This is a genomic window from Xanthomonas sp. A1809 (assembly GCF_017746015.1).
Lineage (GTDB): Bacteria > Pseudomonadota > Gammaproteobacteria > Xanthomonadales > Xanthomonadaceae > Xanthomonas > Xanthomonas euvesicatoria.
Genome location: NZ_JAGHWZ010000003.1, coordinates 138,909 through 156,036, shown reverse-complemented (window position 1 = coordinate 156,036; position 17,128 = coordinate 138,909). Strand labels below are relative to the sequence as shown.

Here is a 17,128-nt window from a genome sequence, read left to right as displayed (position 1 = left end):
ACCCACCGTTTTGAAAGGCCCGGTGCGATGCATTGTTGGTTTAGCCGGCGGGGCGGATCGGGCCGACTGGGGACACACGCAGCGGCTGGCCGGGAGGGGCCTTTGCGCTGAAGACCTGGAGACTAAGGATGCACGTGGCGGCGCCGGGCACCCGGTGCGCCTGCCGAGCGCTGCGTGCGCGTCCATTGGATGCAGCCGGGTACCTGATTGGTCTTGGGCGGCTGAAGACCATTTACCGGGCGCATGCCTGCTGGCAGGGCTTGGGGCACGGATGGTGATGGGAGGGACGTCGCACACGTGCGGGCCAAGCGGCGATTGCGTCCCTGGCACCCAGCACACCTTGTTCCCAGGCAATGACGGCTGCACCGCCTCACCCCAACTGATCTCCCCTGGCCCGTTGGCAGAAGATGGCGCTCGGCGCAGGCTGAGGGGTCCAGTTGCCAAGCGATGGTGCACGACGAGGTCGAGTTGCGCATCGCCGGGCTGCCGACTCACACCGGCTCCCCAGTGCGCAGGAGAGGGTTGGCCCGTCTCCCGCTAATCCCACCTTTGCGTTGCCGAAATCCGACTGCGATCACGGCTGGCCGGTGCACTTACGCTTTCGGCGGCTCGTCTTTCTGGTTGAACACGCGCTCCATCACTTCCAGCAGTTCGTCTTCGGAGAACGGCTTGGTGATGTAGGCGCGGGCCCCCTGGCGCATGCCCCACATGCGGTCGGTGTCCTGATCCTTGGTGGTGACCAGGATGACCGGAATATGCTGGGTGGTGGGCTCGCGCTTGAGCGTGCGCGTGGCCTGGAACCCGTTGAGGTTGGGCATCACCACGTCCATCAGCACCAGATCCGGCAGCGATTCCTTGGCCGCTTCCACGCCGGCGGCCCCATCGGTGGCGGTGATGGTTTCGTGGCCCAGCTTCTCGACGATGCGCTGAATCCCCAGCAGCTGCGACGGCGAGTCGTCGACGATCAAAATACGTGCCATGTGTTTCCCCTAGTGTGCGCGGCGAGTGTAGTGCGCCGGCCGCGCTTTCGATAGCTGGGCCAGGTGAGTTGTGTGCTGGTTCGAGGTTTGCGAGCGAGGCCAGAGGTGATGGAGCGAGGCGCTGTTTTTGCGAGTCGCTGGAGCCATTACGTCCAATAGCCCAGGCTGGATTCAATACAGGGCTTACCGAGCCACCGCGTCGATTCGCTGCCCCCCTACTCCCCTTTCGGGGCAGGGAAAGGGGCGCGGGGCGCTGGATGGGGCGGGATCCCGATGCGCCGGGGGCAAATCGAGTTGATGATCACGTTGCGGAGCAACCGAATCCCCGCCCCCCCTCGCCCAAGGGAGAGGGCTGGCTCCCCTCTCCGGGGCCGGCTGAGGGTGCGGCCAAGACTCGACGCTGTCGGGCGACATCAACGGCCGCATCGCTGGGCGACCCTAGCCTTCCTCATCCCTCGTGCGCGCACAGCTGATCCAGCCTGCGCCGACCGGCTCAGCTCACGGTCTCGCCGAATGCCTTGGCCAGATTGCGGTATGCCTTCTTCTGCGCGTCGTCGGTCGGGGCCGGGGCGAGGATTTCCAGTTCCACGATCTGGTCGCCCGGGGTGGTGCCCGGCAGGCCGCGGCCGCGCAGGCGCAGCTTGCGCCCGGCGTCGGAGTCGGCCGGCACCTTCAATTCGACCGAGCCGCCCAAGGTGGGCACGCTGATGGTGGTGCCCAGCGCTGCCTGCCAGGGCATGACCTGCAAGGTGTACAGGATGTTGCGCCCGTCCACTTCGAAATGCGGATGCGCCGCGTATTCGATCTCCAGCAACAGGTTGCCGCCGCCGTTGCCCTGCCCGCTCAGGCGGATTACCTGGCCGGGCTGCACGCCCTTGGGCACCCGCACGTCCAGTTGCTTGCCATTGATGGTGATGCGCACGCTGTCGCCCGAATGCACCGCTTCCAACGGCACCGCAAGCTTGGCGCGGGTGTCGCCGCGCGCCTGCGGGCCGGCACCTGCACCTGCACCGGGCCCGGCGCCCGGGCCGCGCGGACGGCCACCGCGCTGGCCGGCGAACAGGCTTTCGAAGAAATCGCTGAAGCCGCCACCGGCACCGCCGTTGCCGAACACCTCTTCGAAATCGAAGCCCTGCCCGCCACCGTAATTGGGCGGGGCCTGGAACTCGTCGCCCGGCCGGAATCCCTGCGCCTTCAACTGGTCGTAGGCCTTGCGCTTGGCCGGGTCGCGCAGCGCTTCGTAGGCTTCGTTGATCGCCTTGAACTTGTCTTCGGCGCCGGCTTCCTTGCTGACGTCGGGGTGATATTTGCGTGCGAGCCGGCGGTAGGCGGTCTTGATCTCCGCATCGCCTGCACTGGGCTCCACGCCGAGCGTTGCGTAGTAATCCTTGAATTCCATCTAATCACCTCTGGAAAAAAAACGGCCCGCAGCCGAGGCCACGAGCCAGTCCGAACGGCCAGCGCTGCGGCGGACAGCGCGAGTGCGGCGCGGCAGGCACGCAACCCTGCACCGTACGGACGTACGTGCCGGGTTCGCATACCAGCCGCGCCCACAAGCGGTCACGCCATGGAGCTGTTGGCCAATCTATTCGCAGCCGGGCGGGCAACCGCGCCCATTCTACGGCGCGACTGTCGCCGGAGAGCGAAGCTGCTGCCTCGCTCCAGGTCCAGCGCCGCGCGACGGCCAGTTCCGGCTGGCATGAGGTGCCAGGCGAAACTGCCGGGCGCCTGGCCAGCCTGCACGCACAGTACAGGCCGGCCCAGCGAACACCGCGCGCCTGCACAGCGCGCCGCCGCGACGTTCCTTACGCTTACTGCACCGTGCTGCCGCTGGTGCTCTGACCGTTGCCCACCTGGATACGGCGCGGCGTGGCGGCCGGGCGCTTGGGAATGCGGATTTCCAGCACGCCGTTATGGCCCGCAGCCGTGATGCCATCGGCATCGGCGCTGTCGGGCAGCGCGAAGCGGCGATGGAAGCTGCCGTGACGGCGCTCAATGCGCGAAAAGCGCTCGGTTTCGGTGCTGGATTCGCTCTTGCGCTCGCCCTTGATCGACAGGATGCCCTTGTCCATCTGCACCTCGATCTGGCTCGGGTCGATGCCCGGCAAATCGGCGTACAGCACGAAGTGATTGGGCTCTTCCTTGATGTCAACGCGCGGCACCCACTGCGCGGTCACCACGGCCGATTCGTCGGTGTCACCGTTCTGCTCGAAGAAGCGATCGAACACATGCTTGATCTCGTTCTGCAGCGCGTGGGTGGGAAATTGGGGATAACGAACGATGTTCATTGAAAGCCTCCAAACAGGTTGATGACGGGGCCGGCAACTGCGCGGTGCGCGGTTGCGCCGGCCATGTGCGTCAGATAGGCGTGGCCGTACGGATTTCAAGCGCGTTGACGCGCTTTTCCCCTACCCCTTTCTAGAATCCGTTCAGCCACAGGAGCTAGCCGCATGACCATCCACGTTGGTGACCGCATTCCCGAAGTCGTGCTCAAGCGCCTGCGCGATGGCATCGAGGCTATCGACACCCACAGCCTGTTCGCAGGCCGCAAGGTGCTGCTGTTTGCGGTACCGGGGGCCTTTACCCCCACCTGTTCGGCCAAGCACCTGCCGGGCTACGTGGAACACTTCGAGCAATTCCGCAAGCGCGGTATCGAGGTGTTGTGCACCGCGGTCAACGACCCGTTCGTGATGCAGGCCTGGGGACGCAGCCAGCTGATTCCCGACGGCCTGCACCTGTTACCCGACGGCAACGCCGAACTGGCGCGCGCCCTGGGCCTTGAAATCGACGCCAGCGGCTCGGGCATGGGCCTGCGCTCACGCCGCTACGCGCTGTATGCAGACGACGCCGTGGTCAAGGCGTTGTTTGTTGAAGAACCCGGCGAATTCAAAGTCTCTGCAGCCGATTACGTGCTGCAGCATCTGCCGGATTGAGACCCCCTTTCTCCCATCACTCAGAAGGAAAACGGCCAGCCATGTCTGATCAGCCAGCCACCAAAACTCCCGCCGGTATCACCGACACTGCCACCTTGCGCGCCCGCGCGCGCCAGAGCATCGAAGACGGCGCCATCACCGAGAGCTACCACGCCGATCGCGAGAAGGTGATCGAATTGCTCAATACCGCGCTTGCCACCGAATACGTGTGCACCTTGCGCTACTACCGCCACTATTTCATGGCCAAGGGCATGCTTGCCGACGCAGTGAAGGGCGAGTTCCTGGAGCATGCGCAACAGGAGCAAGAGCACGCGCACAAGCTGGCCGAGCGCATCGTGCAGCTGGGCGGCGAACCGGATCTCAATCCGGACACCCTGACCAAGCGCTCGCATGCCGAATACAAGGAAGGCACCGACCTGCGCGACATGGTCAAGGAAAATCTCATCGCCGAACGCATCGCCATCGATAGCTACCGGGAGATGATCGACTTCATCGGCGACAAGGACACCACCACCAAGCGCATTCTCGAAAGCATCCTGGCCCAGGAAGAAGAGCATGCCGATGAATTTGCCGACATGCTGGAAGGCTGGATTGGCGAGTGAGTTGAGTTCTGCGATGTAGCGATGCGTTGCGATGGAGATCGCAGCGAGTTGAAATTGAAATCGATTCAATGATGAGACAGACAGGGCAGCGCCTCGAGCGCCCTGTCTGTCTTTTTTTGTGCCGCCAGATTGCGCGTAAACGGTCGCGCCTTGAATGAGCAACGATCGCATGAGGCGGCCAGATCCGACACGCCGCCGCCTTCGTCAACGCCTCTGTAGGAGCGCACCTGGGCGCGATGACGCATTCCCGGTAAGACCTCTTCGCGCCCAGGTGCGCTCCTACACGTTTGTCGCGCGCAGCCGGTCTGCCGCCACGCACGGGGCGGTCGCACTTGGTTGGCAACCCGGTCAGCGCAACACGCGAAAGCGCACCTGCGTCCATGCGCCATCGCTGGCCATTGCGGTGAGCGTGTGCAACCCCACTTCTTCGAAATCGCGCTGAAACCCTTGTCTTCCGGTGGTTTGCGCAATCCAGCGGCCATCCAGCAGCCAATCGATTCGCGCCTCGCTGCCCAGCGCTCGTAACTGCAACCGCACCGGGCGCGCGGCGTCGTTGGCCCGCGCAAGCGTGGCGCGGTCGCTCAAGCCGTCGATGCGTAGCACCCCGCCACCGGTCATGCGCCCGTCCGGCACGCAGTCGTCAGCCAAGGGCGGCAGTTGCGCGGCGGCGCGTTCGGATGTACTGAGCCAGGGCGAGACCAACGCTGGCCAACGCGCCACCGCGCGCGGCACACGCGCATGCGGTTGGCTGCATTCCTGCGACAACCGCTGACCGCTGCGCGCATCGGCCTCGAAGCGCACCTGCCCGCTTTGCCAAAGGCGCGCATCGCGCTCGGCAAAGGTGGGTGGCACCGCACCGTCGAGTGCATATGCATCGGCACGACGTGCGCACAGAGGCGGTGGCGTTTGATCGGCAGCGCCGCCCAGCGGCCAGCAGATGTCGATTGCCTGCACCGAGGACGGCATCGGCAATGGCGCACTGTCGCCAGCACTGCGGGGCAAGGCATCGATGACTTCGAACATCAACGGCAATGCGGTGACCGCACCGTATTGGCCCGGCAACGGGGTGCCGTCCGGCCGTCCTACCCAGACGCCGACGGTGTAACGCCGCGTTCCGCCAATGGCCCATGCATCGCGGTAGCCGTAACTGGTGCCGGTCTTCCACGCCACGCCGGGGCGTGCAGTGGTGTCGAAAGTACCGCTGCCGTATCCGGGCCGCGGATTGCTTTGCAAGATTTCGCGCACGATCCACGCCGCACCCGGCGACATCAGGCGCCGATCGATGCGCGCGTCATCCGGCGTATAGCGCACGCGTCCGGCAATGCCGCCGCGATTGAGCGCGGCGAACGCGCCCACCAACTCCTGCAACTGTGCGCCGGTGCCGCCCAGTATCAAGGCCAGCGACGGCGTGCTGCCGGAGGGAAAATGCAGCGCAATCCCGGCATTGGACAGTCGCGCAGCAAAGCGCGCCGGGCCGATGCGATCAAGCAGATCCACCGCCGGTACGTTCAACGACAGCCGCAACGCCGTGGCCGCGCTCACCGGGCCGTTGAACGCTGCATCGAAGTTGCCGGGCCGGTAGTCGCCAAAGCTCTGCGGCGCATCCACCAGCAGGCTTTCGGAATGGATCAGGCCATCGTCCAGCGCCATGCCATACAGGAAGGGCTTGAGCGTGGAGCCGGGCGAGCGCCATGCCTGCACCATGTCGACATGACCCAGGCGCTTGCGGTCGCCGAAACTGGCCGAGCCCACATAGGCGCGCGCCTCCATCGTGGCGTTGTCCACCACCAACAATGCCGCGGAAGTGCGCTCCGGCAGCTGCGAAAAATACGTGGACACGCGCTCTTCCAGCGTGCGCTGTAATTCCACATCCAGCGTGGTGACGATACGCGCCGCACGCGGCTGCGCACTGTGCAGGCGCTGCGCCAGCAAGGCGGCATGCAACGGTGGTTTGAGCGAGCGGGTGACCACCGGTTCGATGCGCGCATCGTCCACCTGCGCGCGCGACCACACGCCCAGCTCGACCATGCGATCGAGCACCTTGTCGCGTGCGCGCTGCGCGGCTTCGGGATGACGGTCCGGGCGCAACCGGCTGGGCGACTGCGGCAATACCGCCAGCAACGCGGCCTCGGCGTGCGACAAGGCCCTGGCCGGCTTGCCCAGATACGCCCAACTGGCCGCCTCCACCCCTTCGATGGTGCCGCCATAGGGCGCACGCTCCAGATACAGCATCAGAATCTCGTGCTTGCTCAGGTGCGCTTCCAGCTGCAACGCGCGCAACAATTGCTTGGCCTTGCCCCACGGTGTGCGCGTATGCGGGTCCAGGATGCGCGCCACCTGCATGGTCAGCGTGGAGCCGCCGGACACGATGTGGCCCTGCCCGATCCACTGCCCACCGGCACGCAGCAGACCCCAGGGATTGACGCCCGGGTGACGCCAGAACCAGCGGTCTTCGTAGTTCAGCAGCGCCTGCAAATACAGCGGCGAGACGCTCTGCGGCGTGGCGGGATAGCGCCATACGCCATGACGGTCGGCGAATGCACGCAACGGCGTGCCGTCGCGCGCAACCACCAAGGTGGAGGTATCGCGGGACTTGGGCAACGGCAATGGAAAAGCCAGATCGAGCAGCAGCATGACGCTCAGCAAGGCCGCCGCACTCAAGCGCAGCCACCGCAGCCAGCGGCGTCGGTTGCGGGCCTGATGGTTCGGCGCTTGCGGGCGCGGCTGCGTGCGGTCCATCCCTGTTGGTGCCTGCGGCTGTTCATCCATTGCGCAAAGCATGCAGGGCAAAACGCGTTTCGGCCACTCCTACGCGGCTCGGGCCTGGCGTATCGGCAGCGCGATCAGCCGCACAGCCAGCCGGACAAGCGACGGGCGCAAGGCCAGGCACAGCCCGTGAGCGGCATGCGGACCTCCCTGCGCGCAACCGTCTGATCCTACCTGTGGCCACCGCATGCAGGTGACTGCGATGATCAGCCGCTCACGCCGAAGGCGCGGCCGGCGCACTTCGGCAGCAGCACGCATTGGCGGCAGCTGGTGGCGATGCCCTGCGAATACAGTTCGGTTAGACGTGACCTCTCGTCCGTCGAGTTGTCTGGTGCACGGCGCGCCGTGCCAGACCTGGTTGCCGCCGCCTGGGACGGCGGCCTAGTCGCTTCCGCTCAGCGCTTTTCCAACGTGGCGCGGTAGCGCAACAAGGCTTCCGGTGCATCGGTCTGGATGATCGACACACCGTCGCGGTACATCCGGCCCCAGACCTTGTCAGGGTCGCGCTCGGCGTCCGCATCGCCGCCATAGCCGGCAATGAAGCCTTCCCATAACGAATTGACCATCAGCCGCACGTTGTGCGCCTTGCTCACCGCTGCCAGGGCCGGCAATTGCGCGGCAGTCATCTTGGGTAACTCGAATGCCATCGGACGCGCATTGCGCGTCTGTGCCGTTGCAATGGCCGCAAGATCGGCATTGCCATGCGCGTTGATCAGGATCGGGAAGAAGTACACGGTGTTGAAGGGCGGCATCGCAGCCAGTGGCGCGGTAGAAATACCGGCTTCGGCCTTGACGATCACCTGATGCTGCATGCCGGCGCGTGCGACCGCCTCGATCACCTGCACGTAGATCGCGTCTTTGACATCCAGGTTGAGCAGGATGTGCCCCTTGGCCTTGGCCAGCATCTGCTCGAGCGTGACCACGCGCTGGTCGGTCAGCGGTGCCTGTGCACCGCCTTCGTCGCTGCGCAGGCGTAGCTTCTGCAGATCGGCCAGGGTCAACTCGGAGAGCTTGCCGGTGCCATCGGTGGTGCGGTCCACGGTGGCGTCATGCAGCATCACCAGGCTGCCGTCGGCGGCACGCCGCACATCGGTTTCCATCACATCGGCGCCGATGGCGATGCAGCGCTCCAACGCCGCCAGCGAATTTTCCGGCGCGGTCTCGGTGAAGCCATGCTGTGGCGCGGCGGCATGACATCCGCGGTGCGCCACCACGACGAGGCCGCCCTGCGGGTTGGTCAGGCGCGCCTGGATCGCGGCCACGCCTGTCGGTGCGGCACTTGCTGCAGTGGTCACGACTGTGCACAGCACGGCGGCGAGGACGGCAATGGGGCGTGATGTCATCGAACAACTCCAAGCAGATGTTTGCAAACGGTAGCGCGGCGGACCGGCGTTGCCGCGTCGCACACGCGGCTGAAATTAAGCGGGTGGACGGCAGGCATCGATTTCAGGATGGCAGGCTCCGCCACCTCTTGCCCGGCTGACCTCACAACGTGGGCGTGAACCGCAGACCCACCCAATAGGTGGTGGGCACCGAGTAACTGTCCTTGAGCAGATTCTGCCCGGGGCCGGTCACGCTGGTGATGCGACTGTGGGTGATATTGCTGACCTGGCCGATCAGGCTCAACTGCTTGCTCACCGCATAGGTGGCGGTGAAATCCAGTTGCGAACGCGGCGACCAATACAGGTCCTGCCAGGCGATATTGCTGACGACCGCGCGCAGCGCCTTGCCTTGTCGGTTGTAGGCCGCACGCAGTTCCAGCCCACCGGTGTTGTAGAACAGCGTCGCGTTGGCGGTGTAATCGGGCTGACCGACCAGATTGTCGAGCGTGCGCTCGCGCTGGGTCAGGCTGCTGCCGCTGCCGACGCTGTAAGGCACGTCCAGGCTGCCATCGAGCAATGCGAGGTTTGCGCTGAAACCGACGCCGCTCAACCACGGCGCGACCGGCCCTAACGTGTTGACGATGCCGTTGAACTCCACACCACGGATGCGCGCCTTGGCGGCATTGGCCGGTGTGCTGATCAACGCATTCGCATACGTGGTGCCGTCGAAGGTGAAGCTATCGGTGCGCGAGAGCGTGAAGATCTCGTCCTGGATATGTTTGTCGAAGACGGCAGCGGACGCGAACGCATCGAAATCGCCGGGAAGGCGCCATTCCAGCGACAGGTCCAGGTTGTTGGACACGCGCGGCTTGATGTCGGGGTTGCCGATGGTGACGGTGACGCCCTGCGCATTCGGGTTGCCGGCGTCTGTCGTATTGACAAAGCCGATGGAGGTGCGCGCCGCATAGGCGTCGTACGGCGGGCGGCCCAACGTGCGGCTTGCACCGGCACGCAGATCCAGCGCATCGGTCAGGTGATAGGTCATCACCGCCGAAGGCAGCAGATAGTCGTAATCCGCACTGGTCGGGTTATCGACGTACACGTAGTGATTGGTTGCCGCATCCAGCTGCCGCTGGCGGCCCACCGTGTCGAGCTTGGTGCTGTCGAAATGCACACCGGCCTGCGCGTTCAAGCGATCGCTGCGATAGCTGACCAAGCCATAGCTGCCGAAGATTTTTTCGGTGTGCGTGAAATTATCCTGGTTGCTGAAGGCCTGCTGGTCGGTGCTGTTGAACGCGCTCAACGGCGTGGCCGCCAGCACGCGATTGGCCTTGTTCGGGTCGATGCTCAGCAGGTTCAAACCGGCATAGCGCATCGGCGCCCTGCCGGTGCCCACCACGTCGGCCAGGCCGAACGCCGGCGCCGTCGTATTGGGCTGATACTCGACCCGATAGATCTCATAGGACGGCTTGTCGGTGGTATACGACACGCCTGCCGCAAAACCGATGCCTTGATCGCTTTCGCCTTGGTTGAAGCCGTAATCGAGCCGACCGGTGAGGATGCGGTCGGACGCGGTGCGTTTATAGTCCGGGCGCCAGTACGACAGGCTGTAATTGTCCAGGTCGTCATACGCCTGCGGCGACACGCCGAAGCGTTGATCCAGGCCCGAAGTGTCGTAATTGAACGCATAATTGGGCGTGGCATTGATGGTCACGCCACTGCCGGTCTGGCCCACCGGCACCGGTGCCGGACGCGTGATGCCGGTGGCGTACTTGATCATGCGAATCGGCTCGTCATAGGTCGCATCCGACCACGCGCCACGCGCGGAAAGCTGTTGGCGATCGGTGGGCCGCCAGATCGTTCCCAGCTGCGCCACCTTGGTACGCGTGGTGACGATCTGGTTCGAATAGCCCACCTCGATGTCGCCACCGGGATAACTGCCGGAGGTTGCGGTTTGATTGAAGATCTGGCCACGGTTGCGCGGGTCGATGATGACCTCGTTGCGCTCCATGTCGTCCTTGAAATAGTAGTAGCCGGCCATGGCGTAGGCTTCGAGCGCCGCACTGGGCCGCATCTCGAACTTGCCGGTGAGGCCATAACGGTCGCGCTGATCTTGCACGTACCAGTATTTATCCTGCTGCGGCACCGCCCAGCCATTGCCGAGATTGTCGCCGGTCTGCAACACACCGCTGTTGTCGTAGAACCCGTAGTGCACCGTGTCGGTGGTCATATGGGTTTCGGTGTAGCTGCTCAGCGTTTGATAGTTGGCAGACACGGTGAGACCGTACTGCTGCTCGCTACCGAAGGTGCGGCTGCCGGTGGCGTTGACGCGATAGCCCGGATCGTCCTGATCGCGCGGCTTGCCCACATCGTTGGCGTGGCCTAGCGCCGCCTCGGCGCTGAAGAACGGCTTGCCGCCGTTTTCGAACGCGCTGCGGGTTTTCAGGTTGATCGCACCGCCGGTGGCGTTGGGGTCCAGGTCGGGCGTGAAGGTCTTGACCACCTGCAATTCGCTGACCATCGAGGCCGGCAACAGATCCAGGCGCACACCGCGGGTGATCGAACCGAGCGTGCCGTTCGGTGTACCGGGCGAGGCGATGGTGAGCCCGTCGATGGTGACGTTGTTGTATGACGGCCCCAGGCCACGCAATACCGGCGTGGCCGCTTCATCGCGCGGATGCTCGTTGTCGGTGGCAGGCAAGACGGACAAGCCCGGCACGCGCCGCAATGCCTCAACGATGGTGCTGTCGGGCAAGGCACGCACGTCGGTGGCGCTGATCACATCGGTGATATTGGTGGCCGCACGCTTGCTTTCCACCGCAGCCGCGTTGGCGCGGCGCACGCCGGTGACCTGCATGGCATCGAGGGTTTGTACGCCGGTTTTGGCGATGTCTGCGGCAGTTGCATCTCTGCTAGGTGCATCGCTGTTGGATGCGTCGCTCGGCGAGGCTGCGGTCGCAAGGCCAGAGAGTTTTTCTACGGCTGACGCTGTCTCGACAGGTCGCTGGCTTTCGTTGGATGAAGCACCGGCTGGGCGCATCGATGACGCCAGGCGCGCGGAGTCGGATGAGGTAGCGACACTTTGAGCCTGCACGCCAGGCGAGCATGCTGCGATGGCCACAGCGAGAACGGACAGGTGCATACGGTACGGATCGAAGCGCTGCATGGAATCCCGTAGGTCGCGCAGCAATCATGCTGCGCTGATGAGAAAGCACGCCACCGTAGAGCGTAAAAATGACCTTTGCGTGTCGCTACCATCGCACCGAAAAGACAAGGCGCAGCGATATCGCTGCATGCGAAGCAAGCACTCAGCGGCTACCGGGAAACATCGCAAGCGCCCTGCAAAAGCCCCTCTACTTGCGGGAGAGGGGTTGGGGTGAGGGTACGGGCGAAGCCACTCATGCCATGCCAACGACACCAGGCTTCGCTCGTCCCCTCATCCGCCCCTGGCAGGGCCCCTTCTCCCGACGGGAGAAGGGCGAGCGCGTCACCTTACGGCTGCACCACCGTCATCGTGGCTGGCGTGCTGCGCCCCACGCCACGCAGCTCCGGCCGGTACATGTCTTCCACCAGCGAGGGCGGCACCGTGTAGGTCCCCGGGGTGACGGCACGCACCAGGTAGTACACCTGCGCCTTGCTGCCCGAAGACAGCGCCAGCGCGGCCACATAGCGGTCGTCGCGGAACTCTTCGTGCTTGACGTCGGCGGCGCTGGACCGCTCGCTGATGCCGATGCCGTCCACCACCACGTCGGCCCACTGCTTGGCATCGCCGAGATTGAAATTCTCGATTTCCAAACCGGCCGGCAACAGGTCGGTGAGCAAGGCGTCGGGCATGCTGCTGTTGGCAGTGATGCTGACGCGCACGATCAACGCTTCGCCTTCCTTGAGTGGACGCGGGGTCCACGGCTTGCCGTCGGTGGTGTACCAGCTGCGCTCCACGCTGAGATTGCGCGTGTCCGGTTCCGGTGCGCTGCGCGGAATGCCGGCCACTTCCAGGCTGGCGTACATCGGCGCCTCGCCTTGTGGCGCGAACTGCACGCCGCGCGCCAGGGCGGCACTGTCGAAACTGCGCCCGAACACGCGTGCCGGTGCGATCTGCTGTACCTGGTCGCCCACCGTCAAGCTGCCGGACACCTGTTTGCCCTGCCCGGCCATCAACGCCTTGCCCAACCGCGCAAGCGCCACTTGCTCCTGCGTGCTCAGCCACAACCAACCGGTCGCGCGACGTGCATCCAGCGCGCGGCCCAGGGCCACCGCGCGGGTGTCGTACTCGGGCTTGGACAAACCGCGTTCGTGCAGCAACGCCATCATCAACGCGTCGTCGCGGATCGCGCTGCCGTAATCGCCGAAGTACGGCGGACGCTCGCTGCTGTCCTTGGCAAACCCGGCCTTGATCGCCGCATCGCCACGCTTGGTATCGCCCTGCAGCGACAAGGCGATGCCCAGATGCACCAGCGACAGGCCCGTCAGCGCCTTGTCGCGCTGGTTGTCGTACAGCGCGCGCAGCGTGCCCAGCGGCGCGCGGTTGACGCGTGCCAGTACGTAGCCGGACCAGGCCTGATTGGCGAACTTCAAGTTGTCGCGACGGTCCTGCCCATAGAACTCGTTGCCACCGGACAACAGATCTTCGCTCAGGCGATTGAGCGCCTTCTGCAGCACCGTGTCGGGCACCGCAAAACCGGCCTCCTTGGCGTCGAGCAGGAATTCGGCAATGTATGGGGTCAGGCCCGGATTGACGTGGCCATCGTCGCCCCACATCGAAAAATGCCCGCTGGCGATCTGCATCGACGCCAGACGCCCGAACGCGCCTTCCATGCGCTCGCGGCGCTTGGCCGCCTCCAGCCCCTTGGTGCCGAGCGTTCTGGCGGTGGCATCGTCGAGCAGCAGCGCCGCATAGCCCTTGCTGGTGGTCTGCTCGGCGCAGCCGTACGGATACTCCAACGCGCCCTGCAATGCGCTGGCGAACGGAATCGGCGGCAACGCGCTGACCACCATGCGCGCGGTCACCGAGCCGGCCATCAGGCCATCGGCAAAGCCGCTGTCCAGGGTGATCGGCGCCAGCGGGTCGAGCACGCGGGTCTGTGCCCGCAACACCTGTGGCCAGCCGGCGCGCACCGGCAGCTCGTAGCTGCGGTCGGCCTTGAAGCCATTGCCATCCACGCGCACGCGCACCTTGGCAACGCTATAGCCTTCGGTGGCGCTCAGCGGGAAGCTCAGCGTCTGCTTGGCGTCCACGCCGAGCTTGACGCTGCGCGACGCCTCGCCGATGGCGAGCGGGCCAATGCCCTCCACACGCACGTTGAATTCGCCCGGCTTGCCGGTGAAGTTCTGCACGTCCAGCGTCACCGTGCTGCGGTCGCCCGGTGCCATCACCCGCGGCATGCTGGCTTCGGCCAGGATCGGCGCACGCACGATGGTTTCCATATCGCGGTTGCCGTAACGGGTATCCGAGTACACCAACGCCGACACGCGCAAGGTGCCGTTGAAATCCGGCACCGGCAGTTGCACGCGCGCATTGCCCTTTGCGTCGAGTTTTACCGAGCCGGAAAACAGGTCAACCGTCTGCACGCGCGCGGTCGGGCGCTTGGCCTGCGGCAAGGCTTCCAGCGCCATGTCGCCGCCGAACTTCAGCTTGCCGCTGGCGCCTTCGAAACTTTCGATCACACGCCCATAGATGTCGTACGCATCGGTCCCCAGACGACGCTGCGCGAAGAACTGTGCGTTGGCATCGGGCACCGGGAAACGGGTGATGTTGAGGATGCCCACGTCCACTGCCGAAATGGTCACGTGCGCGGCCTTGCCCGCCAGTTCGGGCACGCTCACCGTCACCGGCAACGGCTGCTCGGGCCGCATCTGCTTGGGCGCGGACAAGCCCACCGCCACCCGCCGCGCCTTGCGGTCCATCGGCACATAGGCCACGCCCACCGCGCGTGCCGGGGTGATCTTGCTGGGCGCACTGCCGCCGCGGAAGACCAGTGCGGTGACATACACATCGTGGCGCTCCCACGCCTCGGTCACCGGAATCTCGAAGCTGCTGCCGGGCTTGACGTCGATGTCCTGCACGTACAACAGCTTGTCGCTTTCCACCAGCAGCACGCCCTTGCCGGCATGGGGCGGGGTCAGCGTGACCTTGAGCGTGTCGCCGGCGCGGTAGCCGGTCTTGTCCAGCGCCAGCTTGACCTTGTCCGGGCGCGCATCCAGGCCACGGTTTTCATCGTTCCAGCTCCAGCCGGCGCGGAACGGGTAACGCGTGGTCAGCCCGCTCGCCGGGTCGAATACGTCCAGGCGGTACTCGCCCCATTCCACCGGGAAATCGATCTTGGCATTGACGCTACCCACATCCAGCGTGCGCGTGTCCTTGTTTTCGAAGCGACGGGTGAAGTCGTAATCCCAGTGGTTGTCGGTGTAGTTCCAGTGGTAATCGCGCAGCTCGCGCACCAGCGTGACCTTCAGGCCCTTGGCCGGCTGCGGTTTGCCGTCGGCATCCACGCGGGTCACTTCGAAGCGCGCCGTCCCATTGGCATCGGCGCCGTCGGCGTCGTCGAACAACGGGCGCACGCCGACCAGCGCCTTGGCCGGCCACAGCACGCGCTTGAGGGTGCGGGTGACCGTGCGCCCGCCGGTTTCGTACACGCTACCGGAGACGACCGCGGCAATCGTGCTGACCGGCTTGGCCTCGTCCGGCAATGCGATGTCTTCGCGCAGGATGCCGTCGCCGCCGAATTCGGTGTCGATCACATCCCTGGCTTCGCGCGGCAGCTCCAGCGTGGGGTCGCCGAAGAACCAGCCGGGCAACGCTTCGAGCGGATGCTGCTCCACACTGACTGCCAGCTTGGCGGTGAAACGGTTGCCAGCGGCCGGTGCGCCGTACAGATACGCGGCATTGGCCACCAGCTTGAACGGCTGGCCGGCGCTCAAGGTCTTTTGCGTGCTGTCCAGGTCCAGCTTCATGCGCTCGGGCAGGAACTCTTCCACGCGCACGGTCATGCCCTGCACGGCGTCCTTGCTGGCCGGATCTGTGCGAAATTCCACCTGCCAACGGCCGGTCGGTGCATCGGCCGGAATCTGCTGGGCGAATTCGAAGTAGCCCTGCTCGCCCGGCAGCAGTTTGGTCTCGCGGAAGGTCTTGCCGTCCGGCTGCTTCAGGCGCAGGAACACCGGTTGCGGCTTGGTCGGTTTGCCGTCGTTGTCGCGCAGGATCGCCGAGACGCGCATGGTCTCGCCGGGGCGATACAGATCGCGACCGGCCCAGGCGAACACATCGAACCACGCGCCCTGGCGCCCGGCCACGGCGAACTCGCTCAGATCCAGTGCGGGCTGGTTGAACGGCAGCAGCGTAATGTCGGTCTTGCTGCGTGCGGTCAGCACATGGCCGGCGTCGAGCGTGTAGTTGAGCAGCGCATTGCCGTTACCGTCGGTCGCCCCTTTCAGGAACAACTCGCCCTTGGCATCGAGGATGCGCAGCTCCACGTTCTTGACCGGCTCGCCGCTCTGCAACGAGGCGGTGTGCACGAACAACTTGTCCTTGTAGGCGCGCGTATGCAGGCCGATGTCGCTGACGGTAAAGAACGCGGTGTCGAATTCGTTTTCGAAACTGCCGGCGCGCTTCATCACCGCGAAATACAAACCCGGTTCCTGCAGTTCCTTGATGTCCTGCGTCGGCAGGTAGGTCAGCACACGCTCGTTCTGCTTGCCACCAAGGATGAAGCGATTGACGTAGACCGGGTCGGCCAGCTTGGACAACGGCTGATTGCCGCTGTATTCGCTCTCCAGATCCCAGCTGCCACGGCGCCCGCCACGCTGGAACTGCTGGAAGAACGCCGGCAGCGACTTCTCGCGCACGCGCAGGAACTCGACGTCCACTTCCGGCACGTTCACCGACACCACCGGCAGGCCACGGCTCTCGCGCGCCGGCAGTACGCTGCCCTGCGAAGCGAACCCGGCCACAGGCTTGAGTTCGCCGGTGTAGACCTTTTGCTTGAGTGGCTTGCCCAGGCGGCTGCCGTCGGCGGCCAGCAGGTTGGCGTCGACCAGCACGGTGTAGTCCTTGGCCGCTTCGACGTACGGGTAGCGCAGCGTCTTGCCGTCCTCGGACAGCGTCCAGCTACTGTCGCCCGTGCCGACCTTTTCTTCGAAGCGCACCAGCGCATCGAAATCCTGCGTGCCGACCAGTGGCCGCGAGAATTCCAGTGCCAGCGACAGGCCGTCGCTGGTCTGGTCGGGATAGGCACGCGCCAGCGCGAAACCGGTGATCGCCTGCTTTTCGGCCTTGATCGCCTCGCCACTGGCGGCGGGTAGCTGACCGCTTTCGTTGCGCTTGCACGCCACCGCGCCGATCGCCACGGCCAACAACACCGCCCACAGCACAACCCGCCGCGTGCCCGACCGCATCATCCGTGATCCCTGGCTGTCCATTCGTGCTACTCGCAATGTGAGAACGCAAGTATAACGACGCTGCGCATCTGGCTGATGGCGCCGATGCGACGACGTGGCTGCTTGCCGATGGGCGGCAAGCGTGCGCTGCT

Annotated in this window: 9 protein-coding genes; 2 read left to right on the top strand and 7 right to left on the bottom strand. The window is 65.1% G+C overall.

The features are described from left to right. Positions 1-593: 593 nt before the first annotated feature. From pilH to J7396_RS01805, 3 genes are all read right to left on the bottom strand, one after another. Positions 594-980: a twitching motility response regulator PilH gene (gene pilH, locus J7396_RS01815; protein WP_008578169.1), complete on the bottom strand. Its 387-nt coding sequence runs from the start codon at positions 978-980 to the stop codon at positions 594-596. 493 nt (positions 981-1,473) lie between these two features. Beyond that, positions 1,474-2,379, bottom strand: coding sequence for a DnaJ C-terminal domain-containing protein (locus J7396_RS01810; protein ID WP_127165237.1), 906 nt, complete (start codon positions 2,377-2,379; stop codon positions 1,474-1,476). Positions 2,380-2,791: 412 nt separating this feature from the next. Beyond that, positions 2,792-3,268 carry an Hsp20/alpha crystallin family protein gene (locus J7396_RS01805; RefSeq protein WP_008571577.1) on the bottom strand — a complete coding sequence of 159 codons (477 nt, stop codon included), beginning with the start codon at positions 3,266-3,268 and terminating at the stop codon, positions 2,792-2,794. A gap of 162 nt (positions 3,269-3,430) precedes the next feature. Between J7396_RS01805 and J7396_RS01800 the strand changes: the two genes are divergently transcribed. Further along, positions 3,431-3,913, top strand: coding sequence for a peroxiredoxin (locus J7396_RS01800; protein WP_008571578.1), 483 nt, complete (start codon positions 3,431-3,433; stop codon positions 3,911-3,913). A gap of 41 nt (positions 3,914-3,954) precedes the next feature. Beyond that, a complete protein-coding gene (locus J7396_RS01795) occupies positions 3,955-4,515 on the top strand; it encodes a ferritin-like domain-containing protein (protein WP_008571580.1) in 561 nt (186 codons plus the stop codon). Positions 4,516-4,863: 348 nt separating this feature from the next. On the opposite strand, the gene pbpC is transcribed toward J7396_RS01795, so the two are convergent. From pbpC to J7396_RS01775, 4 genes are all read right to left on the bottom strand, one after another. Further along, a complete protein-coding gene (gene pbpC, locus J7396_RS01790) occupies positions 4,864-7,254 on the bottom strand; it encodes a penicillin-binding protein 1C (RefSeq protein ID WP_209261000.1) in 2,391 nt (796 codons plus the stop codon). A 422-nt stretch (positions 7,255-7,676) separates the two neighbouring features. Continuing rightward, a complete protein-coding gene (locus tag J7396_RS01785) occupies positions 7,677-8,624 on the bottom strand; it encodes a glycerophosphodiester phosphodiesterase family protein (protein WP_184422143.1) in 948 nt (315 codons plus the stop codon). A gap of 142 nt (positions 8,625-8,766) precedes the next feature. Next, positions 8,767-11,769 carry a TonB-dependent receptor gene (locus J7396_RS01780; protein WP_209260865.1) on the bottom strand — a complete coding sequence of 1,001 codons (3,003 nt, stop codon included), beginning with the start codon at positions 11,767-11,769 and terminating at the stop codon, positions 8,767-8,769. Between the two features lie 326 nt (positions 11,770-12,095). Continuing rightward, positions 12,096-16,997 (bottom strand): alpha-2-macroglobulin, encoded by a 4,902-nt coding sequence (locus tag J7396_RS01775; RefSeq protein ID WP_209260864.1) that lies wholly within the window; start codon positions 16,995-16,997, stop codon positions 12,096-12,098. Positions 16,998-17,128 lie beyond the last annotated feature (131 nt).

Coding starts and splice junctions, on each gene's coding strand:
- J7396_RS01775 (WP_209260864.1), bottom strand. CDS start 16,997: ATGATGCGGTCGGGCACGCGGCGGGTTGTGCTGTGGGCGGTGTTGTTG.
- J7396_RS01780 (WP_209260865.1), bottom strand. CDS start 11,769: ATGCAGCGCTTCGATCCGTACCGTATGCACCTGTCCGTTCTCGCTGTG.
- pilH (WP_008578169.1), bottom strand. CDS start 980: ATGGCACGTATTTTGATCGTCGACGACTCGCCGTCGCAGCTGCTGGGG.
- J7396_RS01795 (WP_008571580.1), top strand. CDS start 3,955: ATGTCTGATCAGCCAGCCACCAAAACTCCCGCCGGTATCACCGACACT.
- J7396_RS01785 (WP_184422143.1), bottom strand. CDS start 8,624: ATGACATCACGCCCCATTGCCGTCCTCGCCGCCGTGCTGTGCACAGTC.
- J7396_RS01810 (WP_127165237.1), bottom strand. CDS start 2,379: ATGGAATTCAAGGATTACTACGCAACGCTCGGCGTGGAGCCCAGTGCA.
- J7396_RS01800 (WP_008571578.1), top strand. CDS start 3,431: ATGACCATCCACGTTGGTGACCGCATTCCCGAAGTCGTGCTCAAGCGC.
- J7396_RS01805 (WP_008571577.1), bottom strand. CDS start 3,268: ATGAACATCGTTCGTTATCCCCAATTTCCCACCCACGCGCTGCAGAAC.
- pbpC (WP_209261000.1), bottom strand. CDS start 7,254: ATGGACCGCACGCAGCCGCGCCCGCAAGCGCCGAACCATCAGGCCCGC.